The sequence below is a fragment of the Methylosarcina fibrata AML-C10 genome (assembly GCF_000372865.1).
In the GTDB taxonomy this organism is placed as follows: Bacteria; Pseudomonadota; Gammaproteobacteria; order Methylococcales; family Methylomonadaceae; genus Methylosarcina; species Methylosarcina fibrata.
In genome coordinates, this window is record NZ_KB889965.1 from 73,583 (window position 1) to 96,399 (window position 22,817).

The following is a 22,817-nucleotide window of genomic DNA, read 5'->3' on the forward strand; positions in this document are numbered from 1 at the left end:
GGAACAGACCATGAACGAAAACTTTATCAACTTTCACGTTTTGATTTCTCACAGCCCGTCTTGCTTGAACCGCGACGACATGAACATGCAGAAGTCCGCGATTTTCGGAGGCAAACGCCGGGTGCGGGTTTCCAGCCAAAGCCTGAAACGCACAATGCGGCATAGCGATTACTACCGTGAGCATTTGGGCGAGCCGAGCATTAGGACGAAACACCTTTGGGATCCTGACAAAAATAATTTGAAAGAATTTGTATTTGAAGCGTTGGGTAACCGATATGACAAAGACTTGATCCAGCAAACAATCGAATGGCTAAGTGCTAAAAAGTTGGACTCTGAAAGTAAAGTTGAAAATGATGCCGTCGCACCTTGGGTATTGGAAGAAATTTCCTATTTTTGTGAGCAAATTCAGTCAGCTAATGCAGTGACTGATGACGCAAAGAAGAAACTTCAAAAACAAATAGAAAAAGATAGCCAAGCGTTCCGCCAAGCACTGGCTAAAGGTTTAGACATTGCACTGTCCGGGCGAATGGCAACTTCCGGCTTGATGAGCGAAGTCGGCAAAATCGATGGGTCATTGGCCGTAGCCCACGCCATCACCACACACGCCGTCGATGCCGACATCGACTGGTTTACCGCCGTCGATGATTTGCAGGAATTGGGTTCCGGCCATTTGGATACCCAGGAGTTTTCGTCCGGCGTGTTTTACCGTTACGCGAGCCTCAACCTAAAACAACTGCAAGTCAATCTGGGTCTGCTGACGGACATTAAAGCAGAGGAAACCGCCGAAGGTCGAGCCAAAGCGTTGGACATCGCCGCCCATGTTCTGCACATGCTGGCAACCGAAGTGCCGAGCGCCAAACAGCAAAGTTTCGCTGCGCATAACCTGGCGGACTTAGCGTTGGTCAGCTTTTCGCATCAGCCCATTTCGCTCGCGAATGCCTTTGAAGAACCTGTTAAACCTGGCAAAAGCGGTGGTTTCCGCGAACCCTCTATCATGGCATTGAATAGCCATTGGGATAAAATCCATCGCGGTTATGGCTTGGAAGAACGTTGCGCCGAATTTGCTTTGGATGAAGTGGTTTTGCCTAACGACATCACGGCAAAACCCTCGTTGCCAGACTTGGAAAAGTGGGTCAGAACCAACGGCCAAGGATAAACGCCATGCGCGATTATTTGATCTTAAAATTACAAGGTCCGATGCAGGCCTGGGGGCGGGAAAGTTTCGAGGGTTTGCGGCCATCCGAATTGTTTCCGGGCCGAAGCGCATTGCTGGGCTTGCTCGGGGCATGTCTCGGGATTGATCGAATCGACCGTGAAGGCCAACAGGCTTTGGCGTCCAGCGTGTCTTTCGCGGTTCGGGTCGATCATCAAGGTCAAAAAATGACCGATTATCACACCGTTAAAAACGCCCGTGAGGATTACCGGGGGTTGAAAAGCCACGACACGATTCAAACCTGGCGAGAATATTGGCAGGATGCTCGTTACACGGCGGCAGTTTGGGCAACCGACAATCCGCAGATCGGTCTGGAAGACATCGAGCAAGCCTTGAAGCGGCCGCTTTACACGCCGGTGCTCGGGCGACGCAGCTGCCCGTTGGCTAGACCGCTGTTTGATTGTCGTATTTCTGCCGATTCGGCGCTGGCCGCTTTAGCGTTAAGCGGCGATACCGGCACGGTGTACAGCGAGGAATCCAGCGATAACGCAATCCCATTGAAAAAGCGCGACGTACCGATTATTCATCAACCAAGGCAATTTGCCAGCCGGATGCTATTCATGACCAACGGACAAGGAGCGCAATATGTTTCTGAGTAAGGTGCATATTCCTTGGCAGCAAGCGAAAAATTCTTATCAATACCATCAAGCCTTGTGGCGTTTGTTTCCAGGCTATGAAGACGCGGAAAGAGATTTTTTATTTCGCGTCGAACAAATCCAGGCCGGTGTTGGCGCTAGCGTGCTTCTGCAATCGTTACTCATGCCGGAAGGCGGCGATCAAAGCCCATTGATACTGGCTCAAAGAGAATTTGGTTTGAATGTGCCGAAAGGCCAACGCCTGCGGTTCCGGCTACGTGCCAATCCGATCAAAACTATCAAGGACAGCAACAAAGGAACGATTGAGAAGAAGGGTAAAACGTTTGTCAAAACCGTTCGGGTACCGTTGTTGCACGAAGAACAGCAACGGGCTTGGCTGGAGAGAAAGCTTCAGGATTTCGCAAAGCTGGAAACCTTGATTGTCCAGCCCGAACCTATGATCTACTTTCGTAAATCAAAAGAAGGCAGGAGCGGTAAAATCCAAACCGTTCTCTTCGACGGCGTACTAACAGTTATAGACGCAGAGGTTTTACAAGTACATGTTGCCCAAGGCATCGGCCCCGCCAAAGCCTTCGGCTGTGGCTTGCTTTCTGTTGCCAGAGTATAAGTATGAGCCGTCTCTGTGAGGACTCCGATGAAACTTAAAGTAATTATTCACGAAGCAGAAGAATCCGGTTACTGGGCCGAAGTACCGGCATTGCCGGGATGTGTGTCTCAAGGCGAGACTTTTGAAGAATTGCTGAACAATCTTGATGAGGCTATATCCGGTTGCTTAACAGTGGATTTGGTATCCGTAACGATGGATAGAAATGATCGTGTAATCGAAATTTCAGTGTAGACATGCATATTTTCACTTTGTCAAAATATTGTGTATGGCGAGAAAGTAATGCTATCCGAATTTTTCTTTTAACCGCCCGCAATCAACGATTAGGGTTTATGGTATAGTCCGTATGACAAGTCATACAATCAAGGTGACACTATGAGAATCAATGCCCGTTTAGACGAAATTCACGAACAAAAACTGCTTGCCATTCAGCAGGCGACTTCATTGAGCACGTCGGAAATCATCAAGCAGGCGCTGGATTTGCTGTATGAAAAAACGACTTTGAGCGATAAAGAAAAAAACCGGAAACTACTTGAGAAACTGTCGGGCATCGGCCACGGTCCGGCGGACGGCTCGGTCAATTATAAAAAATACGTAGCGGAATATTTGGATGAAAAATTCGATCATCGCTGATACAGGGTTCTGGTATGCCCTGATCTGCGAAGATGACGCATTTCATCAGCGCGCCATGGATGCGATGCAGGAGCTGAATGCTCCTTTGATATGCACATGGCCGGTCATCAGCGAAACGTGTTACTTATTGCAAGCCCGGGTTTCCTCTCAGGCTGCGTTCGAGTTTTTGTCGTCTGGCAATGAAGGATTGTATGAAGTCTATCCGATCAAAACCGAACAAATTCATCGACTGGTCAAGTTGATGCAAAAATACGCCGACCTGCCGATGGATTTGGCCGATGCCTCGCTGGTTCTGCTTGCCGAGGAGATCGGCCACGGACGTATTCTCTCGACCGACCGGCGCGACTTTAAAACCTACCGATGGAAAAACCACAAACCGTTTCAAAACCTGCTGCTGCCGGACGACTGATTCGGCTTCGATAAGAAACTCATGCCATGACCGATCTGCTGCAACAAATCGCCAAACTTGCCGAAAATGACCCTGATATTGCGGTCGTCTGGCTCTACGGTTCGCGCGCGAAAGGCAACGCCCATGCGTCCAGCGATTACGATCTGGCTGTAGCGTTTAATCGCTTTATCAAGGACGACCCGGTCGAAAAGCGGCTCCGGCCCGAGTGTTTGGCGCTGGACTGGCAACAGGCTTTGGGCCTGCATGATTTTCAGTTGTCCGTGGTGGACATCAATCAGGCGCCGATCCCTCTGGCTTTTGAAATCGTTCAGGCGGATAAGGTGATTTTTTGCCGCGATGAAGACCGGCTCTGGCTGGAAACGCTTCGCATTCATAGCCGCATGGAGCTGGATTATGCCTAAAGCCTATCTCGACTCGATCGAGCAACACAGCCGGGAATGCCGGGAAGATCTGGATGCCTTGTCTGTTATGGCCGCAGAGCGTCCATTCAGCCGGATTGAGCGGCGCGCTGCCGAACGGGCTTTGCAGGTATTGATAGAAGCCTGCATCGGAGCGGCAAAATTTTGGTTAAAGGCCGAACATCTTAACCTGCCGGTGGACGCCTACGAAAGTTTCGCCAAACTGGCCGAATTGCAAAAGATATCGCTGAATGAACTGAAGCAGTGGCGCAAAATTGTAGGTATGCGCAATGCATTGGTGCACGATTATCTGACTATCGACGCCGACTTGTTACGGACTGTTTTGGCCGAACGGTCGTATGATTTTCTGATCGATTTTATTTTGAAGGTCAAGCAGCAATGTACGCCTCAACACTAACCGAACAAGGTAATTCCTCATGCTGCCTCCGCTCAAACCTATCGCGATGAAAGAACGCGTATCGATGGTCTTTATCGAAAAAGGCCAGATCGACGTGAAAGACGGCGCCTTCGTCGTGATCGACGAAACCGGCATCCGCACCCATATTCCGGTCGGCAGCATTGCCTGCATCATGCTGGAGCCGGGCACCCGCGTTTCCCATCATGCCGCCGCGTTGGCGGCGAGGGCAGGGACCTTGCTGGTCTGGGTCGGCGAAGCGGGCGTCAGAGTCTATGCTTCGGGGCAGCCGGGCGGCGCGCGTTCCGACCGCCTGCTGTATCAGGCCAAACTGGCGCTGGACGATGCGGCGCGATTGAAAGTTGTGCGCAAGATGTACGAGATCCGCTTCGGCGAAAAACCGCCCGAGCGGCGCAGCGTGGAACAATTGCGCGGCATCGAAGGCGCCCGCGTCAAAAAAACCTACGAACTGCTGGCTAAACAGGCCGGCGTCCAATGGAAAGGCCGCCGCTACGACCCGACGGAATGGGATAACAGCGACATGGCGAACCGCTGCGTCAGCTCGGCCACCGCCTGTCTGTATGGCATCTGTGAAGCGGCGGTGCTGGCGGCGGGCTACGCGCCGGCGATCGGCTTCATCCATACCGGCAAGCCGCTGTCGTTCGTTTACGACATTGCCGATCTGTTCAAATTCGACGAGATCATTCCCCACGCCTTCAAAATCGCCGCGAAGAATAACCGCGATCCGGAGCGCGAAGTCCGGCTGATGTGCCGCGATGTTTTCCGGCAAAGCAAAATCCTGAGAAAAATCATTCCCACCATCGAAGAGGTACTGGCCGCCGGCGAGCTGGAGATTCCCAAAGCGGCCGAAGAATCGGTACTACCCGCCATTCCCAACCCCGAGAGCATCGGCGATGTTGGTCATCGTAGTTGAAAACGTCCCGCCCCGGTTGCGCGGCCGCCTGGCCGTCTGGCTGATCGAAATTCGCGCCGGCGTTTATGTCGGCGACTTGTCGGTCAGAGTCAGGGACATGATTTGGTCGCAAATCGAAAAGGGTATCGAAGACGGCAATGCCGTGATGGTTTGGTCTACCAATACCGAATCCGGATTCGATTTTATCACCCTGGGCAAAAACCGCCGACTTCCGGTCGAACTGGACGGATTGAAACTGGTTTCGTTTTATCCCGAGGAAGACCCGAAGGATCAAAATGCTCTTTAACAATTTAATCTTAATAAATTGGCAAAAAATCGGTAGAAATTTGAAGGCGATTATTTCGCTTTATTAACAATGTGATAAGATAAGTCCGTTCCCCACGAGCGTGGGGATGAACCGCAGGCGGTGTGGAAACATTCACATGCTGGAAACCGTTCCCCACGAGCGTGGGGATGAACCGCGGGCCTTGTCCTATACCGTCGATACATCAAGCCGTTCCCCACGAGCGTGGGGATGAACCGACGCCGTATAACGCAGAGCTAACCGGACCGCACCGTTCCCCACGAGCGTGGGGATGAACCGTCGTTCGATCTGCTGACGCGAAAGGCAGGTCCCCGTTCCCCACGAGCGTGGGGATGAACCGCCGCCGACGCAGGGCGCCGTATTCTAAGCAGTCCGTTCCCCACGAGCGTGGGGATGAACCGCTTACCACCGAACCTCCGGATCTTACCACCGAACCGTTCCCCACGAGCGTGGGGATGAACCGTATTCCAATTCTTTCGCATAGGCCGGATTAACCCGTTCCCCACGAGCGTGGGGATGAACCGGAACAGGGCGTAAATCTCCTGGTTACGGCGGGCCGTTCCCCACGAGCGTGGGGATGAACCGTAATCGATACCAACGGCCATAACAGCGGAGTACCGTTCCCCACGAGCGTGGGGATGAACCGTGGTTCCTATGAGCGTCTTGATTGAGGAAGGTCCGTTCCCCACGAGCGTGGGGATGAACCGTCACGGAAATATTGAGTGGCGACAACGTCGGCCCGTTCCCCACGAGCGTGGGGATGAACCGGCCATACCGGGCTGGGACACGATCAATACCCTCCGTTCCCCACGAGCGTGGGGATGAACCGCTGTTCATTCTGGCCAATGAGGTGTTGAGTCGCCGTTCCCCACGAGCGTGGGGATGAACCGACGCACTACGCAAAACCGCCACGGATCGGCATCCGTTCCCCACGAGCGTGGGGATGAACCGATAACGGTTTAATTTTGGTCATGTTAACTGCCCCGTTCCCCACGAGCGTGGGGATGAACCGTCCATCATGGCGATTTCACCTACAGTTTTACACCGTTCCCCACGAGCGTGGGGATGAACCGGCTTTGGCTTTAGATACGCCGATTCCAACTCCCCGTTCCCCACGAGCGTGGGGATGAACCGGGGGGCTGATGGCTCAGGTCATTCCATTGGCCCCGTTCCCCACGAGCGTGGGGATGAACCGTTGGTTATCAGCATTCAACGGACCTTGTACGGCCGTTCCCCACGAGCGTGGGGATGAACCGGCGTGCGCACGGGCGGCGGATATCTATTTTTCCCGTTCCCCACGAGCGTGGGGATGAACCGTCATCATCAACGGAACGGAATATCAGGGGGATCCGTTCCCCACGAGCGTGGGGATGAACCGCCAGATGGCGTAATGCCGAGCAGCTTAACCAGCCGTTCCCCACGAGCGTGGGGATGAACCGGCGAACGAGACCTATGCCAACGCGGTGAAGGTCCGTTCCCCACGAGCGTGGGGATGAACCGAAAATTAGCGCCGCCGTATTAGCAAAAGCATCCCGTTCCCCACGAGCGTGGGGATGAACCGGACACAGAGGAGTTTTTCCAGTTCAACACGCCCCGTTCCCCACGAGCGTGGGGATGAACCGCCAACAGCAAAGTCGGGCAGACGCTGTTTCAGCCGTTCCCCACGAGCGTGGGGATGAACCGGTGAAACTATGGGAATTCTCGCAACAATTTTACCGTTCCCCACGAGCGTGGGGATGAACCGAATAATAAAACCTTCATTACAAATATGTAATGCCGTTCCCCACGAGCGTGGGGATGAACCGAAAACCGAACCGGTAACCGAGGCACCCGTCGACCGTTCCCCACGAGCGTGGGGATGAACCGGCGAGGTCATCGGCGGGGCTGGCGGGAAATTGCCGTTCCCCACGAGCGTGGGGATGAACCGAAACAACCGGAAACTTACCACCTGACTTATTCCCGTTCCCCACGAGCGTGGGGATGAACCGCTGTAAATGTAATTACAGTAATTATCTTTTTCCCGTTCCCCACGAGCGTGGGGATGAACCGCCTTATCAACATGCGTAAATTTCCAATATCCCCCGTTCCCCACGAGCGTGGGGATGAACCGCCGGTAGTTATCCAGAAACTCGCCGAGCACCACCGTTCCCCACGAGCGTGGGGATGAACCGCAAAATCAAATCCCAATGACGTTTTCTAGATAACCGTTCCCCACGAGCGTGGGGATGAACCGGTATCTTTTTTCGATCAGAGCGCGAGGCTTGTCCGTTCCCCACGAGCGTGGGGATGAACCGGTACAGATTTAAATTTGTAGCAACGGGACAACCCGTTCCCCACGAGCGTGGGGATGAACCCAGAAAAAATCCGGCGGCGCCCTCGATTATCTGCCGTTCCCCACGAGCGTGGGGATGAACCGGCTTGGACTGTTCTGAACTCTTGATCTTTCATCCGTTCCCCACGAGCGTGGGGATGAACCGATGAACGCGAACGCCCAATTGCTTTATGACCACCGTTCCCCACGAGCGTGGGGATGAACCGCCGCGCATCGAGGATATGCACGCGCTTGGTCGACCGTTCCCCACGAGCGTGGGGATGAACCGAGAAAATTGGTTACATTGGCGCCAATGCCAAGCCGTTCCCCACGAGCGTGGGGATGAACCAGGCATTCAACGGGTAAGCGGAGGCAACATGAGCCGTTCCCCACGAGCGTGGGGATGAACCGGACATACAGAGGGCGCTGGGCGAGGTGAAAAGCCGTTCCCCACGAGCGTGGGGATGAACCGATTTATTTGAGATTGTCGCGGCTGCGGGAAAGCCGTTCCCCACGAGCGTGGGGATGAACCGAGTACGGGCGGGATTGTCCGGATTTAAAGCGCCCGTTCCCCACGAGCGTGGGGATGAACCGAGCGACGGGCAACAGATGGCAGCTTCGTTTACCCGTTCCCCACGAGCGTGGGGATGAACCGCGTATTGGGGGAGGACCGATCAAGGCCGGCAACCGTTCCCCACGAGCGTGGGGATGAACCGACCTCATTCATTGGCAAAACTGGCACATCTGGCCGTTCCCCACGAGCGTGGGGATGAACCGATCTATTAATTGCGGCCGCGATTGCAAGAAGCCCGTTCCCCACGAGCGTGGGGATGAACCGCACTCATTGCCCATTATCGTAACCGAATTAATCCCGTTCCCCACGAGCGTGGGGATGAACCGGCCGCGCAACTGGCCGAAGCCGAAAAAACCGGCCGTTCCCCACGAGCGTGGGGATGAACCGAATTCACGCTGCTCGTCGACCTCGAGCAGCGGCCGTTCCCCACGAGCGTGGGGATGAACCGACATGGCTGTGCTTAACAACAACAGCACGCAGCCGTTCCCCACGAGCGTGGGGATGAACCGTATTTTCTTTTCATCGGCCAGGGCGCGACCCACCGTTCCCCACGAGCGTGGGGATGAACCGCATCAGCAGGGACCATCGTCACGCATCACGCGCCGTTCCCCACGAGCGTGGGGATGAACCGTCGGCAATTAAAGCGCAGCATCCGGAGGCTCACCGTTCCCCACGAGCGTGGGGATGAACCGAACCCGTTGAGGTCATGCCTGAATAACGCCATCCGTTCCCCACGAGCGTGGGGATGAACCGCTCAGCGCTTTCCTCCTGAGCGGCCGCCAATTCCGTTCCCCACGAGCGTGGGGATGAACCGCCGGGACACCGGTTCCCAGCCATGCCTAGCCACCGTTCCCCACGAGCGTGGGGATGAACCGCATCCAGGGCTTTTGCCTGAGCCTTTAGCATCCCGTTCCCCACGAGCGTGGGGATGAACCGGCGGCGGCCGCGTTGTCGTTGGTCGCCGTGTACCGTTCCCCACGAGCGTGGGGATGAACCGACCGACGACAAAGACGAAAACCAATTCAACCACCGTTCCCCACGAGCGTGGGGATGAACCGCCGATCTTTTGAAAAAGGCGTTCGGAACGGATCCGTTCCCCACGAGCGTGGGGATGAACCGTTACTGATCAGATCCTATCTTCCGCCGGACAACCGTTCCCCACGAGCGTGGGGATGAACCGCACAAGCTGGCGTTCGAAGTGACCAGTCCGGACCGTTCCCCACGAGCGTGGGGATGAACCGTAGACGTGCCGTAAGCGCCTTGAATCAATTGTCCGTTCCCCACGAGCGTGGGGATGAACCGATTGAGTTTGCGCGATCGGCTGGAGAGCTAAACCGTTCCCCACGAGCGTGGGGATGAACCGAACTATGTCAGTTGGGCCTGGATTCTCCGTTGCCGTTCCCCACGAGCGTGGGGATGAACCGCAAAAAAAGCTACCTTGACCGCTCTGTCAGAACCGTTCCCCACGAGCGTGGGGATGAACCGCGTACTTATACATGGCTTAACAGTTCCGTTGTCCGTTCCCCACGAGCGTGGGGATGAACCGTAGTGGGTTTAGGTGAATATAATTTGTCTGAGCCGTTCCCCACGAGCGTGGGGATGAACCGTCGGTCTAAGAGGGTGTTTTTGCGGTGTTTTCCCGTTCCCCACGAGCGTGGGGATGAACCGGCACGGTGCCGCTGTTTGATGCGCCTGCAGACCCGTTCCCCACGAGCGTGGGGATGAACCGGATGTATATAATAATATGGTGGCGGTCGAGAACCGTTCCCCACGAGCGTGGGGATGAACCGCTAAACGAATACGACGAGGATGAAAAGCGGGTCCGTTCCCCACGAGCGTGGGGATGAACCGCCGCTGTTTTTGAGTTTAATACCATCATATTCCCGTTCCCCACGAGCGTGGGGATGAACCGTTTTTAGAGGCCATTAGGCGTGGCAAGGCGATCCGTTCCCCACGAGCGTGGGGATGAACCGCAAGTTACTTATTGCAAGAATGTTTTGCTGGTTCCGTTCCCCACGAGCGTGGGGATGAACCAGGTTCGTTCCAGCATTCCCATCTTTTTATGCCCCGTTCCCCACGAGCGTGGGGATGAACCGGATTAAAGCATGTAGCGCCTTGCGCCGCAATACCGTTCCCCACGAGCGTGGGGATGAACCGGTGTCAGGCATTCTGGCCAAAGGGACCAAGGCCCGTTCCCCACGAGCGTGGGGATGAACCGACCGCTAATGCCAAGACGGCTAATAAGATGGCCCGTTCCCCACGAGCGTGGGGATGAACCGCCATCGCGGCCAAAAACATCCAGGCCATCCAGCCGTTCCCCACGAGCGTGGGGATGAACCGCCGGCCCGCTTGCCGGACATTTCAAACCCCGTCCGTTCCCCACGAGCGTGGGGATGAACCGCAAAAACTGTTCACCTCGATGGAACTGACCTCCCGTTCCCCACGAGCGTGGGGATGAACCGAAGAAAATGCCCAAGTACAAAAACCAAAAGGTCCGTTCCCCACGAGCGTGGGGATGAACCGCCAGCCATTCTTGCTCTTCTTCGGACACGGCTCCGTTCCCCACGAGCGTGGGGATGAACCGATATAGATTGTATAAACTGAGACAAATGTCTCCCGTTCCCCACGAGCGTGGGGATGAACCGCAGACCATATCCCATAAATCCGGACTCCCCCTCCGTTCCCCACGAGCGTGGGGATGAACCGATCATACCGGCAACTTCCGTTTGAAGATACCCCCGTTCCCCACGAGCGTGGGGATGAACCGAGCGCGACGTAAAAGTTGGCCGGGCTCGATTCCCGTTCCCCACGAGCGTGGGGATGAACCGCCAGGCATGGCATCCGTTGGGATGGCAATGCGCCGTTCCCCACGAGCGTGGGGATGAACCGCAGCGCCTCTTCGATATCCGCTGCCGACTGGCCCGTTCCCCACGAGCGTGGGGATGAACCGTCATTCCTTCCGTTTTTCGCCAGTTACAGCACCCGTTCCCCACGAGCGTGGGGATGAACCGAACAATGGCAGGCAGCCAGGGCTAAGTGGGAGCCGTTCCCCACGAGCGTGGGGATGAACCGCCATATCCTGGATAGTGTGGTAACGAAGCCATCCGTTCCCCACGAGCGTGGGGATGAACCGGCGTCTCGTCCATCGCCAGTGCTTCGGCTTTCCCGTTCCCCACGAGCGTGGGGATGAACCGGCAACCACCTGGGATCATCGATTAAAGTCCTTCCGTTCCCCACGAGCGTGGGGATGAACCGTAAAATTTGATCAGTGCCGTCCGACAACGCCGCCGTTCCCCACGAGCGTGGGGATGAACCGCTCTTGAATCCTTTATCGATGTGGCTGATTATCCGTTCCCCACGAGCGTGGGGATGAACCGTATACATAGCATTGGCATGTTTCAGTGACATCCCGTTCCCCACGAGCGTGGGGATGAACCGAAGTTTTGTTTGATGGGTGCAACCGATGAAGACCGTTCCCCACGAGCGTGGGGATGAACCGGCATTACAAACGATGCGCTAGATGGCGGATGGCCGTTCCCCACGAGCGTGGGGATGAACCGATGCTCCAGAAAACCGCGCTCGATTTCAGCATCCGTTCCCCACGAGCGTGGGGATGAACCGTTCCGTGCCGAGACTGGTGCTGATCGCGTCCACCCGTTCCCCACGAGCGTGGGGATGAACCGACATAGAACAATCTCAACAAACGGATAATATTCCGTTCCCCACGAGCGTGGGGATGAACCAGGACCAATCGATAACCTGTTGCGCGGTAATGCCCGTTCCCCACGAGCGTGGGGATGAACCGAATTTCAATTTGTTGATCGACGTCGCCAAGACCCGTTCCCCACGAGCGTGGGGATGAACCGTAGACGTGCCGTAAGCGCCTTGAATCAATTGTCCGTTCCCCACGAGCGTGGGGATGAACCGGCCAATGTCTCTAGGTTCTGCGCCTGATTTATCCGTTCCCCACGAGCGTGGGGATGAACCGTAATTATCTGCTGGCATCGGGACATCCAGAGACCGTTCCCCACGAGCGTGGGGATGAACCGTATAAATGGCGGGCCAATGGCAAATGCAAAACCCGTTCCCCACGAGCGTGGGGATGAACCGAAAAACGATGTCATGTATCTGATTCTCGGGTCCCGTTCCCCACGAGCGTGGGGATGAACCGATCGATTGCCAGTTGTTCTTTTAAAGCAACGTCCGTTCCCCACGAGCGTGGGGATGAACCGACGTTGAATTTATAAACTGCGATGTTTGTCTTCCGTTCCCCACGAGCGTGGGGATGAACCGATATCCGCATGGCAGGACAAAAAAGAAATTGCCCGTTCCCCACGAGCGTGGGGATGAACCGTCCGCTCTGCGCGTTGATCGGTGGTGGTATCGCCGTTCCCCACGAGCGTGGGGATGAACCGGGTACGCACGGGACCGCGTCCGGAGCGTCCAGCCGTTCCCCACGAGCGTGGGGATGAACCGGTAACGGTTACAGTTGCAGATTCACTAGCTCCCCGTTCCCCACGAGCGTGGGGATGAACCGCAATAAGTGTGCCATTCGGAAAAGTGTGATAGCCGTTCCCCACGAGCGTGGGGATGAACCGATTTTATTCCAATAATTGTTTTGTAGGATACTCCGTTCCCCACGAGCGTGGGGATGAACCGGCAAACTTATGGATATGATCCATGAGTTACAGCCGTTCCCCACGAGCGTGGGGATGAACCGCACAAACTCTGAGTAATATTAGTTTAACCCAACCGTTCCCCACGAGCGTGGGGATGAACCGAAGCAAACCCTGTGCCAATATTTAAATTGGCACCGTTCCCCACGAGCGTGGGGATGAACCGGCAACCCCGTATATGAATCAATCGGTTCGGCGCCGTTCCCCACGAGCGTGGGGATGAACCGTCATCGGAACGCCAGTTCCAGACATTGCAATGCCGTTCCCCACGAGCGTGGGGATGAACCGTATGAGATATTGTTATATCCCAAAAATCTTCTCCGTTCCCCACGAGCGTGGGGATGAACCGCTTTGCGTGGCAGCAATATTATTAAGATTAAGCCGTTCCCCACGAGCGTGGGGATGAACCGAAATTCAGGATCAAATTAACGCCTATTACAATCCGTTCCCCACGAGCGTGGGGATGAACCGTCGGCAGTAGTTAGGGATTGTGCTTGTTCTGTCCGTTCCCCACGAGCGTGGGGATGAACCGTAGTGGTACTAGTAGTCAGTCAATTTAAATCAAAAGGATATATTGGGCTTGTAAGTCACTCTATAGTGGCATTGATGGTTACTGATTGAGGTCAAGCAATGCCAGCTCTTAAATACAAAGTCAATCTGACTGAAGACGAAAAGCGTGGCTTGGAAGCCATGATCAACAAAGGAAAAGCCGCGGCACGCCATCTGACACGCGCGCGAATTTTATTAAAAGCGGCAGCGGGTATTCAGGATAAAGACATTATCCAAGCTTTGGGTGTCTCGGAATCAATGGTGTTGACGACGCGCCAACGGTGTGTGGAAGAAGGCCCGGAAGCCGCCCTGAAAGAACGCCCCCGTCCAGGACGTGCCCCAAAACTGACGGAGAAGCAGGCCGCCCATATTATCGCCTTGGCTTGTAGTGAGGCGCCGACAGGGCATGATCACTGGACCTTGCGGTTGTTGGCGGACAAAGTGGTGGAATTAGCGTATGCCGACCGTTGCAGCTATGAAACCATCCGTCAGCTTTTAAAAAAACACTCTCAAACCCTGGCAGAAGCAAGAGTGGTGCATTCCCGAGGTGAGTGCTGAATTTGTCGCGGCGATGGAAGACGTGCTGGACCTTTATGAAGAACCCTACGATCCGTTGCGCCCGGTTGTGTGTTTCGACGAAAGTCCGAAGCAACTCATTGCGGAAGTCCGCCAACCTCTCCCGCCTGAGCCCGGTCAACCGGCCCGCTATGACACCGGCTATGAACGGAAAGGCGTCTGCGATTTGATGATGATCTGCGAACCTAAACGCGGTTTTCGGCAGGTGGACATCACCGCGCGGCGGACCAAAATCGAATTCGCGCACAGCATGAAGCATATCGCTGAACTTTATCCGGACGCGGCGGTGATCCGGGTGGTGCTGGACAATCTGAATACCCATAAAATGGCGTCTTTGTATGAAGCCTTTCCAGCAGAGCAAGCCCGTGAATTGGCGCGACGGCTGGAGTTCCACTACACGCCCAAGCATGGCAGTTGGCTAAACATCGCTGAGATCGAACTGGCCGTCTTGTCGAACATGTGTTTATCACAGCGGATACCGGACACAGAGAGCCTCCGGCGTGAGGTCGAAGCCAATATCCTACCGCGCAACACCAAGGCGACGCCCGTCAATTGGCGATTTACGACGCAACAGGCACGACGTAAACTGGCTCGCCTGTATCCTTGTGTTTCTTCGTGACTGACTACTAGTAGTAGTAGTTCCATCGGGACCGTTCCCCACGAGCGTGGGGATGAACCGCCGCCTTAGCATCATCAGGCAACGTATAATAACCGTTCCCCACGAGCGTGGGGATGAACCGCAAATCAGCTCCGCCGCGATATTGCCCACGTTCCGTTCCCCACGAGCGTGGGGATGAACCGAATAAAATCTTTGTAGGTTTCTAATGGAATCACCGTTCCCCACGAGCGTGGGGATGAACCGCCGTTATGTTTAATCCGGTTGCTAAGATGATACCGTTCCCCACGAGCGTGGGGATGAACCGGAATTGTTATATTTTATTTGTTGATTCCACGACCGTTCCCCACGAGCGTGGGGATGAACCGCAAAGTAACGGGAATAATATTTTCCCGTTTCTCCGTTCCCCACGAGCGTGGGGATGAACCGCAAGCTATTTGCTTGAATATCCAGCTCTTTGTCCGTTCCCCACGAGCGTGGGGATGAACCGCCCCATTCCATAACAGGGCTTTCTCTGGCTTCCCGTTCCCCACGAGCGTGGGGATGAACCGCCATTGGTTCTATAGATCACACCGACACAGGACCGTTCCCCACGAGCGTGGGGATGAACCGTGATCCGCATCCTGGTGACTCCGAACAAAGCCCCGTTCCCCACGAGCGTGGGGATGAACCGGCGTTTGCCGTGCCGGATGATAAAAAGGCCTACCGTTCCCCACGAGCGTGGGGATGAACCGAATTTCGTTTTCCTGGCCGAGAATGTTAGCGACCGTTCCCCACGAGCGTGGGGATGAACCGCGTCCCGGCATAAAGCCGAGGGCATGACAACCCCGTTCCCCAAGAGCGTGGGGATGAACCGACTGAAGGTCAGGCGAAAGCTGCCCATTGCTGCCGTTCCCCACGAGCGTGGGGATGAACCGGCAGGCGTGTTGCGACTAACCTTGACCTGAATCCGTTCCCCACGAGCGTGGGGATGAACCGGCGGCGATACCTACCGCGTGCCGCTGGGAAAAATAAACTGCAAGTGACCGGAGACGGGCCTTTTGGACTGGTTTACGGTAATCTGGCCGGGGATCCGGTGAATTCCGTGGCGCATTTGTTGCGCATGGGTTCCGGGGAAGTTCCGCGAGCGGGATCGAATCCGATGGCCGGAGATATCAGTTTAGTGGCCGGATTCCCAGTTATACAAGGCGTAGGGGATATGGATTGATGCACATCGATGCGCACGGCCGGAACGACGTGCTGAATTGATTACCTTCGCTATTGACCGAAAGCGTGCCGTATTCGCGTCTATAGGTATTAAAAAAGGATTGCAACCTAAAGACGGTGAGAAAGTCCGTTACTACCTCGGCGATGGGGATTATGAGGCGTAGATAAGGCAAAATTTTGACAATTTGCCAACCGCCGATTGGGCGCACACGTCGTATGCTATCGACCTAGAAAATAGGCTGCCCATGGGACCTGTGCGGTCAACGTCACCACCATCAACCGCGGCGCGTCCACGGGCAGCCCAAAGAACGGGGCAGCGCAGCCCCCACCGAGAATATATCACGAAACCCGCGCGCCTACGAAAACTTGATGACCGAAGAACAATTCGGCCTTCTCGACGAAGCTTGAGCACTGCACCGGTTGCGCAAGGAAAACTTGGAATCCGGGCCGGCCTTCGGGCTGACGCAAGTGGGACGAGATGGCCTGTCGGCCTTGCAGGGCGCGGAAATACCGAAGGCATTCTTTAACAGCAAGTCCAGTCAGGCGGCCGACATTGAGCAATTTCGCAAAGCCTTCCCGGGACAGAATGACGTCTGGAAAGCTCTGAAAAACTATGCACTCAGCGATTTGAAGCAAGCGGCAACCAAATCTAATAGCGTTCTGTCGGACGCCAATCTGCAAAACTGTATGAAATACCGATCGAGTGCCTTAAAAGGCTTGTTGACGGACAAGCAACTGGACGAATTGAGAGCCGTCGCGGCGGACGTCCGGCGGAGCTGAAATCCAGTTCCCTACGAGTATGGGGATGAGACTTGATAATCCGTCCATATGGAACGGTCGGATTGTGCCAGTCTGTCTCTTGACGGAAAGAAAATGAGAGTAAAAAATTTAGAGATGGCAATGTCGAGCAGATAGTGAACCTGGCTTTCTGCTCAAATATTATTCATCGCAAGCTGAAATTTGATTGTCGTTGGAAAACACGGATAACCTAGTAGCGTACCAAACTTGCTTTGATAAATAGTTAATGTAATATTTCAATTTCCTGTATCAAACCAATGAAACTAAAATACTTACCCTATGCCAGCAAAAAATATCGCGTAAAACTGACTGAAACCGAACGAAGTGAGCTACTGGGGTTGCTCAATAAAGGCCGCGCATCGTCACGGAGTGTTGGTGTATTCCCCCGCAAGCGAATGCCGATTTTGTTTGCGCGATGGAAGATGTTTTAGAAACGTATCATCGAAGCTATACCGAGGACGAAGTGTTGGTTTGCCTGGATGAAACCAGCAAGCAGCATATTAAAGAAACACGAACCCCGTTGCCCGCCAGGCCCGGCGAACCCGAGAAACAGGATTTTGAATAGGAACGTAACGGCGTCAGCCATTTATTTATGTTGTTTGCACCCCTTGAGGGATGGCGAAACGTGAAGGTGACAGATCATCACACCCGGGAGGATTGGGCGCGGGTGATCAAAGAATTAGTCGATGAGCATTTTCCTGAAAAGAAGATCGTCCTGGTGATGGATAACCTGAATACCCATAAGGTCAGTTCCCTTTACGCCGCATTCAAACCGGAAGAAGCGCGCAGAATTGCGGAACGGATTGAGATTCACTATACCCCAAAGCATGGCAGTTGGTTGGATATGGCGGAGATAGAAATTGGCGTTATGGTTAGGCAATGCCTGAACCGGCGCATACCCGATCAAGACGCGTTAAAGCGTGAAATAAAGGCTTGGCAAGATCAACGGAATCAGAGGGGGGGTATGTGGATTGGCGGTTTACGACTCAAGATGCTCGGGTGAAATTAAAATCCCTCTATCCAGCAATATAAGCTTGGCGGACTACTAGGATAGATGCTGCGATGAATCGGTATTGCTTTTTTAAAGGCGAATTCGATAGTTTTTTAAAAGCTGAAAAGACAAAGGAGGCCCCCCTCGTTATTTTTTCCATCCTCCTCATCTTTCCGATAAGCGTCAAGACTCCTTTTGCAGCACTTCGCCAATTACAGGCCACCTTCTAAGCAGCTTCTTCCTTGGATTTGTCGGGTTTTTGGGTGACTTTTTGCAGCGGTTCGGAATTGGAGAAAGCCACTTTTCTTTGCTCGAGGAAATCGATCCGTTTTTGCACCTTGCGGCGGTCGCCGCCGCTGCGGCCGCTGTCCTTGACCTTCTGATCGCTATGGCGCCGGTCCACGTACTGGATTTCATAGGTGCTGCGCAGATAGCGCGCCAGCTCCTGCTCGCGTCCCGCCGCGCCTTTTTCTTCGAGCATGATGTGGTAGATGATCTCGATGCCCTTGGCCAGGGTGTTCCAGTCGAAATTGCCCTGCAGGGTGATTTTGGCCTGGGCGCCCAGGATGTCCCGCAGATCCTTGCGCTGCAACAAAAAGGCGATGCCGGCGCCGAGACTGTCGTGATCGTGGTCCGGCGCCAGATAGGCGTTGAACATGTGGTGCAGCCCTTTGCCGCCGCCCTCGAAACTGACGATGGCCTTGCCCGCCGCCATGTAATTCAACAGCTTGACCGGATGGCCGGGACACTCGGGCCGCGGCACCACGGTCACGTCCGCGGCCGCCAGATAGTCCGGCAGATCCTCCAGCGCCACCGGATAGGCGAACACCAGCCGTTTCTCGATGCCCAGTTCCTGCGCCAGCGCCAGATACTCCTGCTGATGGCCTTTGTGCAGGATGTTGCAGGCGATCATCAGCATCGCGTCCGGGCATTCCTGCAGCGTGCGCTGCATCGCTTTCAGCAGATAATCCAGCCGCTGAAACTGATCCAGAGTGCCGGTGTACATGACCAGAGGCTTGCTGCCGATGCCGTGCTTGGCCCGCACTTTGGCGCCGTTGCCGTGCGCGAACATGTCCAGATTGACCCCGGCCGGCACCACCTTCAGGCGCGCCGCCGCCACCCCTTTGTCCAGCAGGAATTCCTTCAGGCTGTCCGACACCATGGTCACATAGTCGCCGGTTCTCGGCACCAGCACGTCCAGCAGCTTGCCCAGAAACACCGCCAGTGCCCGCGGCTTGATGAAGTTGTAGGTGGGCAACTCGTCGGCCATGCTGTTGACCGCGTTGTACAGCATCGGCCGGCCGGTCAACAGCTTGCCCAGCCAGCCGATCAGNGCGCCTTCGTAGTTGTGGGCGTGGATCACGTCGACCTTGTGTTTCCGGATCAGCCCCACCAGTTTCAGCACCATCAGCGGGTCGTAGATGAATTTTTCCCAGGCCGGCCCCACCTTGATTTCGTTGGACTTTAAAAACGGCGCCCGCACCCGGTGAATGGAAACGCCTTCGACCGGAATGTCCTGCCGGATCGGATAGGTCAGAATGTGCACCGTATGGCCCTGCCGCACCAGGGCTTCCGACATTTCCCGGATCGACGCCGGGGAGCCGTGATTGGCGGGAAACGGACAGGCGGCAACCATCACAATCGTGAGCTTTCGACCCGCATGGCAATCTGTTGAACGAATAGACATTTTAAACTCTCCTTGGTTTGATTTGATCAAAGATACAGTTTGTTCATCTGGAAGAATCCGGGCATAACCCATATCAATTAATTTCAATTGTTTACGTTAATCTGGAACTGCCCTTTATTATCCTTATTCAATAAATCACCCTGCTGCAAAATCGCTTTAATTTAAAAAATGTAATCGATCCGTCTGTTTTTGTTATTTTGTTTATTCGAGTTCGGCATTTTTCTTGCTATTTGAGGCTTTCACTCAATAAAGCTATCGGATTTATCAAGGATTTGTCAACTGATTTATTTAGTTAGTCCTCAAAATGGCTGAGCAAAGAATATTGTTCTTAAAAGTTTTCGGTTTTAAGTGAAGTTGAAACTTATGTTGATTATCAATTTATAGAAATTTTTTACGGCCTACATCTAGCGAATGTCCCGACATTTCAAAGAAAAATATCCCGTGTGGATGCGGATTAATTGGGATATTTGTCCTATTGGTCTAGGATGAACGCTGAATTAGCGGCGCCGGCGAGATCGTCTGTATCAAGTCTTTAAGAGGTGAGAGAGGGTGATACAGTTTTTCAGTCGGCTAATCGGTCGATATGATTGGAATCAGGCGACGGTGAGAAAAGCTGACTGCGATACCGCTAAGTCCCATTTGCTTGGCCTCTTCCCGAACTATCCGGCCTCGAGCGGCGAGACTGGCTCCGCCAGGCAGACGGACCAAGGCAAATAAACTCATGCCGACGTGCAGTGCATAAGGAAGCTGGAGATATAATCCGCCTTCGCTGATATTGTCGGCCAGAGTATGCATTTCAAAAAGTTGACCGGAAGCAGTAATGCCTCTTACTCTGACTGGGAAAATTCCCTTCAGGCGCTTCTCGGCCCTACGCTCAACATCACTATGATTGGAATCTGTCATATTTGGGCATGATTTAGGGTGAGTTTCCGGCTATTGTGGCAAATTTCATGCGTGCAGTCATGAGTCAATTATCACGATAAATCACTGAATCATTTATCCGCAATCCGATAGGATGGGACAAAACGCCTTGTCGATAGGGGAGCTCCGAAATGCCACTTACCGATTGTTTACAGCAAATAATTGCTAATAATAGATTGAAGAAAACACAGAAAAGGCAGGAGAAGGGCAGGCAGAGGGGACTGTCCATGTCTTGCTACAGGTCGGGGGATAACAAGCCGAAGTGGGACGCGCGCACCACCAGTTCGACGTGACTGGAAACGCCCAATTTGCTGTATATGATGACCAATTGATTTCTCACCGTTTTTTCGCTGATAAAAAGCTGTCCTGAAATTTTTTTAGCGCCCCAGCCTTTGGCTGCCAGACGGGCGATGGAGAGTTCGCGAGGAGTCAGTAAATTGGTTTTGGGTTTGTTGTCGGGCTCGTTTGCCGGGGAGGGACGGTTAAAGTCTCGCAGCATTTCGGCGGCAAGCGACCGGTTAAGCCATACTTCGCCGGAACAGACGCTGCGAATGGCTTTCAGCAGCATGGAATTCGGCTGATTTTTCGTAAAAATCCCCATGGCGCCGATGCGCAAGGCCAACAGATGCTTGTCGCGGCTTTCGCAGGCGGTCAATATCAGGATTTTGGAAGCCGGACTGGCCGATTGAAGTTCGGGAATACGCGGGGTGGTTTCGCCGTCCTTCAGGATCATGTTCAGCAGGATTAAATCGGGAGTGGCCTGCCTGGCTAGACGAAGGGCATCGGCAAAATTGTCGGCTTGTTCGACCAACTCCAGGTCGGCATCGGTTTGAAATAACGCGCCAATTCCTGTCCGGATCAATTCGTGATCTTCAGCTAATAGTACCCGGATTGGGCCGTTTTCTTTCATAAGTTTTTAGAAATGATATGATTATGAATGAAGTTAAACAGCAGCCAATGACCAGCTAATACTGTAAGATTTTTGGCCTATATTAATTAATTAGGGGGCAAATGTCCATATTCCACTGGCAGGAAGTTCTTTCCTGAGAGGTAATAAATGAATTACTTTTCAAGCGCTTCATGGTTTAATGAGAGTATAGTTTGTCCGGCGTATTTTGTATTGAGTACCGGTAAAAAAGCTGTTTTATGGCCAGTGGTGTATAGAATTGAATCATATGAAAGAAATGTTTGATGTCGTCATCGTAGGCGGGGGCATGGTCGGGGCGGCGGTAGCTTGCAGCCTGGGCGGCAGTTCGTTAAAGGTAGCTCTAATCGAGAGTTCGCCGCCGGAACCTTTTTCCGAGGATCAGCCGCACGATTTGAGGGTGTCGGCGCTCAGTATCGCATCGAAGACCATTCTGGACACCGTAGGCGCTTGGCAAGGCGTCGAAACTCGACGGTCGTGCCCGTTTCGGCGGATGCGGGTTTGGGAAACGGCGGGAGACACGGAGTTTTGCAGCGACGATATCGGCCAGCCGGCGTTGGGTTATATTGTCGAAAATCGAGTCACTCAACTGGCCTTGCTCGAACGGTTACAGGATTTCGCCAATGTCGAGAGAATCTTTCAAGTTCCCGTTAAAACCATCGATTACCGGCCCGATCGGCCGACCGATCTGGAACTGGCCGATGGGCGCCTGTTGTCGGCCAAAGTTCTGGTCGCGGCCGACGGCGGTCAGTCGAGGGTCAGGCAAACGGTGGGCCTGGGCGTGACCAGTTGGGATTACAAACAACATGCTCTGGTGATTTACATTGAAACGGCTTACGGTCAGCAGGATATTACCTGGCAACGCTTTGTGCCGACCGGTCCTCAGGCTTTCTTGCCGTTGACCGGACCTTACGGCTCGATCGTCTGGTACCACTCTCCGGATGAAATCAGACGTCTTAAGGCTTTATCCGACGAGGCGTTATTAAAGGAACTGGTAGCCGCTTTTCCCGATTGTCTCGGAAAAGTCAACAAGGTCCTGGGCCGGGCCAGTTTTCCGTTGAAACGTCAGCATGCTCAGGATTATGTCAAAACCGGCGTCGTTCTGGTCGGCGATGCGGCGCACATGATCAATCCTCTGGCGGGGCAGGGGGTGAATATCGGCTTGCTGGATGCGGCGGCTCTGGCCGAAGTGCTGATCGAGGCGCATGGAAAAGGGCACGATATCCGGGACTTGTCGGTTTTGAAGCGTTACGAAGCCGTGCGTAAAAACGAAAACCTGAAAATGATGACGGTGATGGACGCTTTTTATCGGGTGTTCAGCAATCGTCTGCTGCCGCTCAAATTTATCCGGAATCTAGGCTTGGGTTTGGCCGAGCGGATCATTCCGGCCAAGACTAAAGTCATGCGTGCCGCCATGGGGCTGGAAGGCAATCTGCCCAAGCTGGCCCGGGGCAAGCCGATCGTTTGATTTATTAGAGCCT

General features: G+C 54.1%; 17 protein-coding genes, 1 pseudogene and 2 CRISPR repeat arrays. Of the genes and pseudogenes, 15 read left to right on the forward strand and 3 right to left on the reverse strand.

Going from position 1 to position 22,817, the window contains the following annotated elements; all coding sequences use genetic code 11:
- Positions 1 to 10: 10 nt before the first annotated feature.
- From cas7e to A3OW_RS25790, 14 genes and pseudogenes are all read left to right on the forward strand, one after another.
- Positions 11 to 1,156, forward strand: a complete 1,146-nt coding sequence (cas7e, locus tag A3OW_RS0100365; RefSeq protein ID WP_020561455.1) for a type I-E CRISPR-associated protein Cas7/Cse4/CasC — start codon at positions 11 to 13, stop codon at positions 1,154 to 1,156.
- A gap of 5 nt (positions 1,157 to 1,161) precedes the next feature.
- On the forward strand, positions 1,162 to 1,812 hold the full coding sequence (gene cas5e / locus A3OW_RS0100370) for a type I-E CRISPR-associated protein Cas5/CasD (RefSeq protein WP_020561456.1): 651 nt from the start codon (positions 1,162 to 1,164) through the stop codon (positions 1,810 to 1,812).
- Positions 1,799 to 2,416, forward strand: coding sequence for a type I-E CRISPR-associated protein Cas6/Cse3/CasE (cas6e, locus tag A3OW_RS0100375; protein WP_020561457.1), 618 nt, complete (start codon positions 1,799 to 1,801; stop codon positions 2,414 to 2,416). Before cas5e ends, cas6e begins: the two co-directional genes overlap by 14 nt.
- A 27-nt stretch (positions 2,417 to 2,443) precedes the next feature.
- Positions 2,444 to 2,647: a type II toxin-antitoxin system HicB family antitoxin gene (locus tag A3OW_RS26725; RefSeq protein WP_083918104.1), complete on the forward strand. Its 204-nt coding sequence runs from the start codon at positions 2,444 to 2,446 to the stop codon at positions 2,645 to 2,647.
- Positions 2,648 to 2,788: 141 nt separating this feature from the next.
- Positions 2,789 to 3,046: a hypothetical protein gene (locus A3OW_RS0100380; protein WP_020561458.1), complete on the forward strand. Its 258-nt coding sequence runs from the start codon at positions 2,789 to 2,791 to the stop codon at positions 3,044 to 3,046.
- On the forward strand, positions 3,024 to 3,455 hold the full coding sequence (locus A3OW_RS0100385; RefSeq protein WP_020561459.1) for a type II toxin-antitoxin system VapC family toxin: 432 nt from the start codon (positions 3,024 to 3,026) through the stop codon (positions 3,453 to 3,455). Before A3OW_RS0100380 ends, A3OW_RS0100385 begins: the two co-directional genes overlap by 23 nt.
- Positions 3,456 to 3,481: 26 nt before the next feature.
- The gene (gene mntA, locus A3OW_RS0100390) at positions 3,482 to 3,856 is read left to right on the forward strand and encodes a type VII toxin-antitoxin system MntA family adenylyltransferase antitoxin (protein WP_020561460.1); all 375 of its coding nucleotides are present in this window, start codon (positions 3,482 to 3,484) and stop codon (positions 3,854 to 3,856) included.
- Positions 3,849 to 4,271: a type VII toxin-antitoxin system HepT family RNase toxin gene (gene hepT / locus A3OW_RS0100395; RefSeq protein WP_020561461.1), complete on the forward strand. Its 423-nt coding sequence runs from the start codon at positions 3,849 to 3,851 to the stop codon at positions 4,269 to 4,271. Before mntA ends, hepT begins: the two co-directional genes overlap by 8 nt.
- Positions 4,272 to 4,290: 19 nt before the next feature.
- Positions 4,291 to 5,202 (forward strand): type I-E CRISPR-associated endonuclease Cas1e, encoded by a 912-nt coding sequence (cas1e, locus tag A3OW_RS0100400; RefSeq protein ID WP_020561462.1) that lies wholly within the window; start codon positions 4,291 to 4,293, stop codon positions 5,200 to 5,202.
- Positions 5,183 to 5,488: a type I-E CRISPR-associated endoribonuclease Cas2e gene (gene cas2e, locus A3OW_RS0100405; RefSeq protein ID WP_026223890.1), complete on the forward strand. Its 306-nt coding sequence runs from the start codon at positions 5,183 to 5,185 to the stop codon at positions 5,486 to 5,488. The genes cas1e and cas2e overlap by 20 nt, the downstream gene beginning before the upstream one ends.
- Before the next feature lie 85 nt (positions 5,489 to 5,573).
- A CRISPR array of direct repeats spans positions 5,574 to 13,600; the repeat unit is 29 nt; unit sequence CCGTTCCCCACGAGCGTGGGGATGAACCG.
- 97 nt (positions 13,601 to 13,697) lie between these two features.
- Positions 13,698 to 14,811, forward strand: a protein-coding gene (locus A3OW_RS26730; RefSeq protein ID WP_085984322.1) for an IS630 family transposase whose coding sequence is annotated in 2 segments (ribosomal slippage) — positions 13,698 to 14,125 and positions 14,124 to 14,811 — 1,116 coding nt in all. Because the reading frame shifts where the segments join, the coding sequence is not laid out codon by codon here.
- Between the two features lie 31 nt (positions 14,812 to 14,842).
- Positions 14,843 to 15,786: direct repeats of the CRISPR family, unit length 29 nt; unit sequence CCGTTCCCCACGAGCGTGGGGATGAACCG.
- A 663-nt stretch (positions 15,787 to 16,449) separates the two neighbouring features.
- Positions 16,450 to 16,794, forward strand: coding sequence for a hypothetical protein (locus tag A3OW_RS0100425; RefSeq protein WP_157385751.1), 345 nt, complete (start codon positions 16,450 to 16,452; stop codon positions 16,792 to 16,794).
- Between the two features lie 433 nt (positions 16,795 to 17,227).
- Positions 17,228 to 17,377, forward strand: coding sequence for a hypothetical protein (locus A3OW_RS27525; protein ID WP_020561468.1), 150 nt, complete (start codon positions 17,228 to 17,230; stop codon positions 17,375 to 17,377).
- Positions 17,378 to 17,392: 15 nt separating this feature from the next.
- Positions 17,393 to 17,815: pseudogene (locus A3OW_RS25790) on the forward strand (IS630 family transposase); the annotation flags it as partial.
- 214 nt (positions 17,816 to 18,029) lie between these two features.
- On the opposite strand, the gene A3OW_RS0100440 reads toward A3OW_RS25790, so the two are convergent.
- The 3 genes from A3OW_RS0100440 to A3OW_RS0100450 form a co-directional block, all read right to left on the reverse strand.
- Positions 18,030 to 19,562, reverse strand: coding sequence for a glycosyltransferase family 4 protein (locus tag A3OW_RS0100440; RefSeq protein WP_456297479.1), 1,533 nt, complete (start codon positions 19,560 to 19,562; stop codon positions 18,030 to 18,032).
- A 498-nt stretch (positions 19,563 to 20,060) separates the two neighbouring features.
- A complete protein-coding gene (locus A3OW_RS23650; RefSeq protein ID WP_020561471.1) occupies positions 20,061 to 20,393 on the reverse strand; it encodes a PilZ domain-containing protein in 333 nt (110 codons plus the stop codon).
- A gap of 253 nt (positions 20,394 to 20,646) precedes the next feature.
- Positions 20,647 to 21,321: a response regulator gene (locus tag A3OW_RS0100450; RefSeq protein WP_083918105.1), complete on the reverse strand. Its 675-nt coding sequence runs from the start codon at positions 21,319 to 21,321 to the stop codon at positions 20,647 to 20,649.
- A 265-nt stretch (positions 21,322 to 21,586) separates the two neighbouring features.
- Between A3OW_RS0100450 and A3OW_RS0100455 the strand changes: the two genes are divergently transcribed.
- Positions 21,587 to 22,804, forward strand: coding sequence for a UbiH/UbiF/VisC/COQ6 family ubiquinone biosynthesis hydroxylase (locus A3OW_RS0100455; RefSeq protein ID WP_020561473.1), 1,218 nt, complete (start codon positions 21,587 to 21,589; stop codon positions 22,802 to 22,804).
- The last annotated feature ends 13 nt before the right edge of the window (positions 22,805 to 22,817 follow it).

Bases quoted from the DNA above. Each gene is read 5' to 3' on its own strand.
- cas7e (WP_020561455.1), top strand. From the start codon at position 11: ATGAACGAAAACTTTATCAACTTTCACGTTTTGATTTCTCACAGCCCG.
- cas5e (WP_020561456.1), top strand. From the start codon at position 1,162: ATGCGCGATTATTTGATCTTAAAATTACAAGGTCCGATGCAGGCCTGG.
- cas6e (WP_020561457.1), top strand. From the start codon at position 1,799: ATGTTTCTGAGTAAGGTGCATATTCCTTGGCAGCAAGCGAAAAATTCT.
- A3OW_RS26725 (WP_083918104.1), top strand. From the start codon at position 2,444: ATGAAACTTAAAGTAATTATTCACGAAGCAGAAGAATCCGGTTACTGG.
- A3OW_RS0100380 (WP_020561458.1), top strand. From the start codon at position 2,789: ATGAGAATCAATGCCCGTTTAGACGAAATTCACGAACAAAAACTGCTT.
- A3OW_RS0100385 (WP_020561459.1), top strand. From the start codon at position 3,024: ATGAAAAATTCGATCATCGCTGATACAGGGTTCTGGTATGCCCTGATC.
- mntA (WP_020561460.1), top strand. From the start codon at position 3,482: ATGACCGATCTGCTGCAACAAATCGCCAAACTTGCCGAAAATGACCCT.
- hepT (WP_020561461.1), top strand. From the start codon at position 3,849: ATGCCTAAAGCCTATCTCGACTCGATCGAGCAACACAGCCGGGAATGC.
- cas1e (WP_020561462.1), top strand. From the start codon at position 4,291: ATGCTGCCTCCGCTCAAACCTATCGCGATGAAAGAACGCGTATCGATG.
- cas2e (WP_026223890.1), top strand. From the start codon at position 5,183: ATGTTGGTCATCGTAGTTGAAAACGTCCCGCCCCGGTTGCGCGGCCGC.
- A3OW_RS27525 (WP_020561468.1), top strand. From the start codon at position 17,228: ATGGAAGATGTTTTAGAAACGTATCATCGAAGCTATACCGAGGACGAA.
- A3OW_RS23650 (WP_020561471.1), bottom strand. From the start codon at position 20,393: ATGACAGATTCCAATCATAGTGATGTTGAGCGTAGGGCCGAGAAGCGC.
- A3OW_RS0100450 (WP_083918105.1), bottom strand. From the start codon at position 21,321: ATGAAAGAAAACGGCCCAATCCGGGTACTATTAGCTGAAGATCACGAA.
- A3OW_RS0100455 (WP_020561473.1), top strand. From the start codon at position 21,587: ATGAAAGAAATGTTTGATGTCGTCATCGTAGGCGGGGGCATGGTCGGG.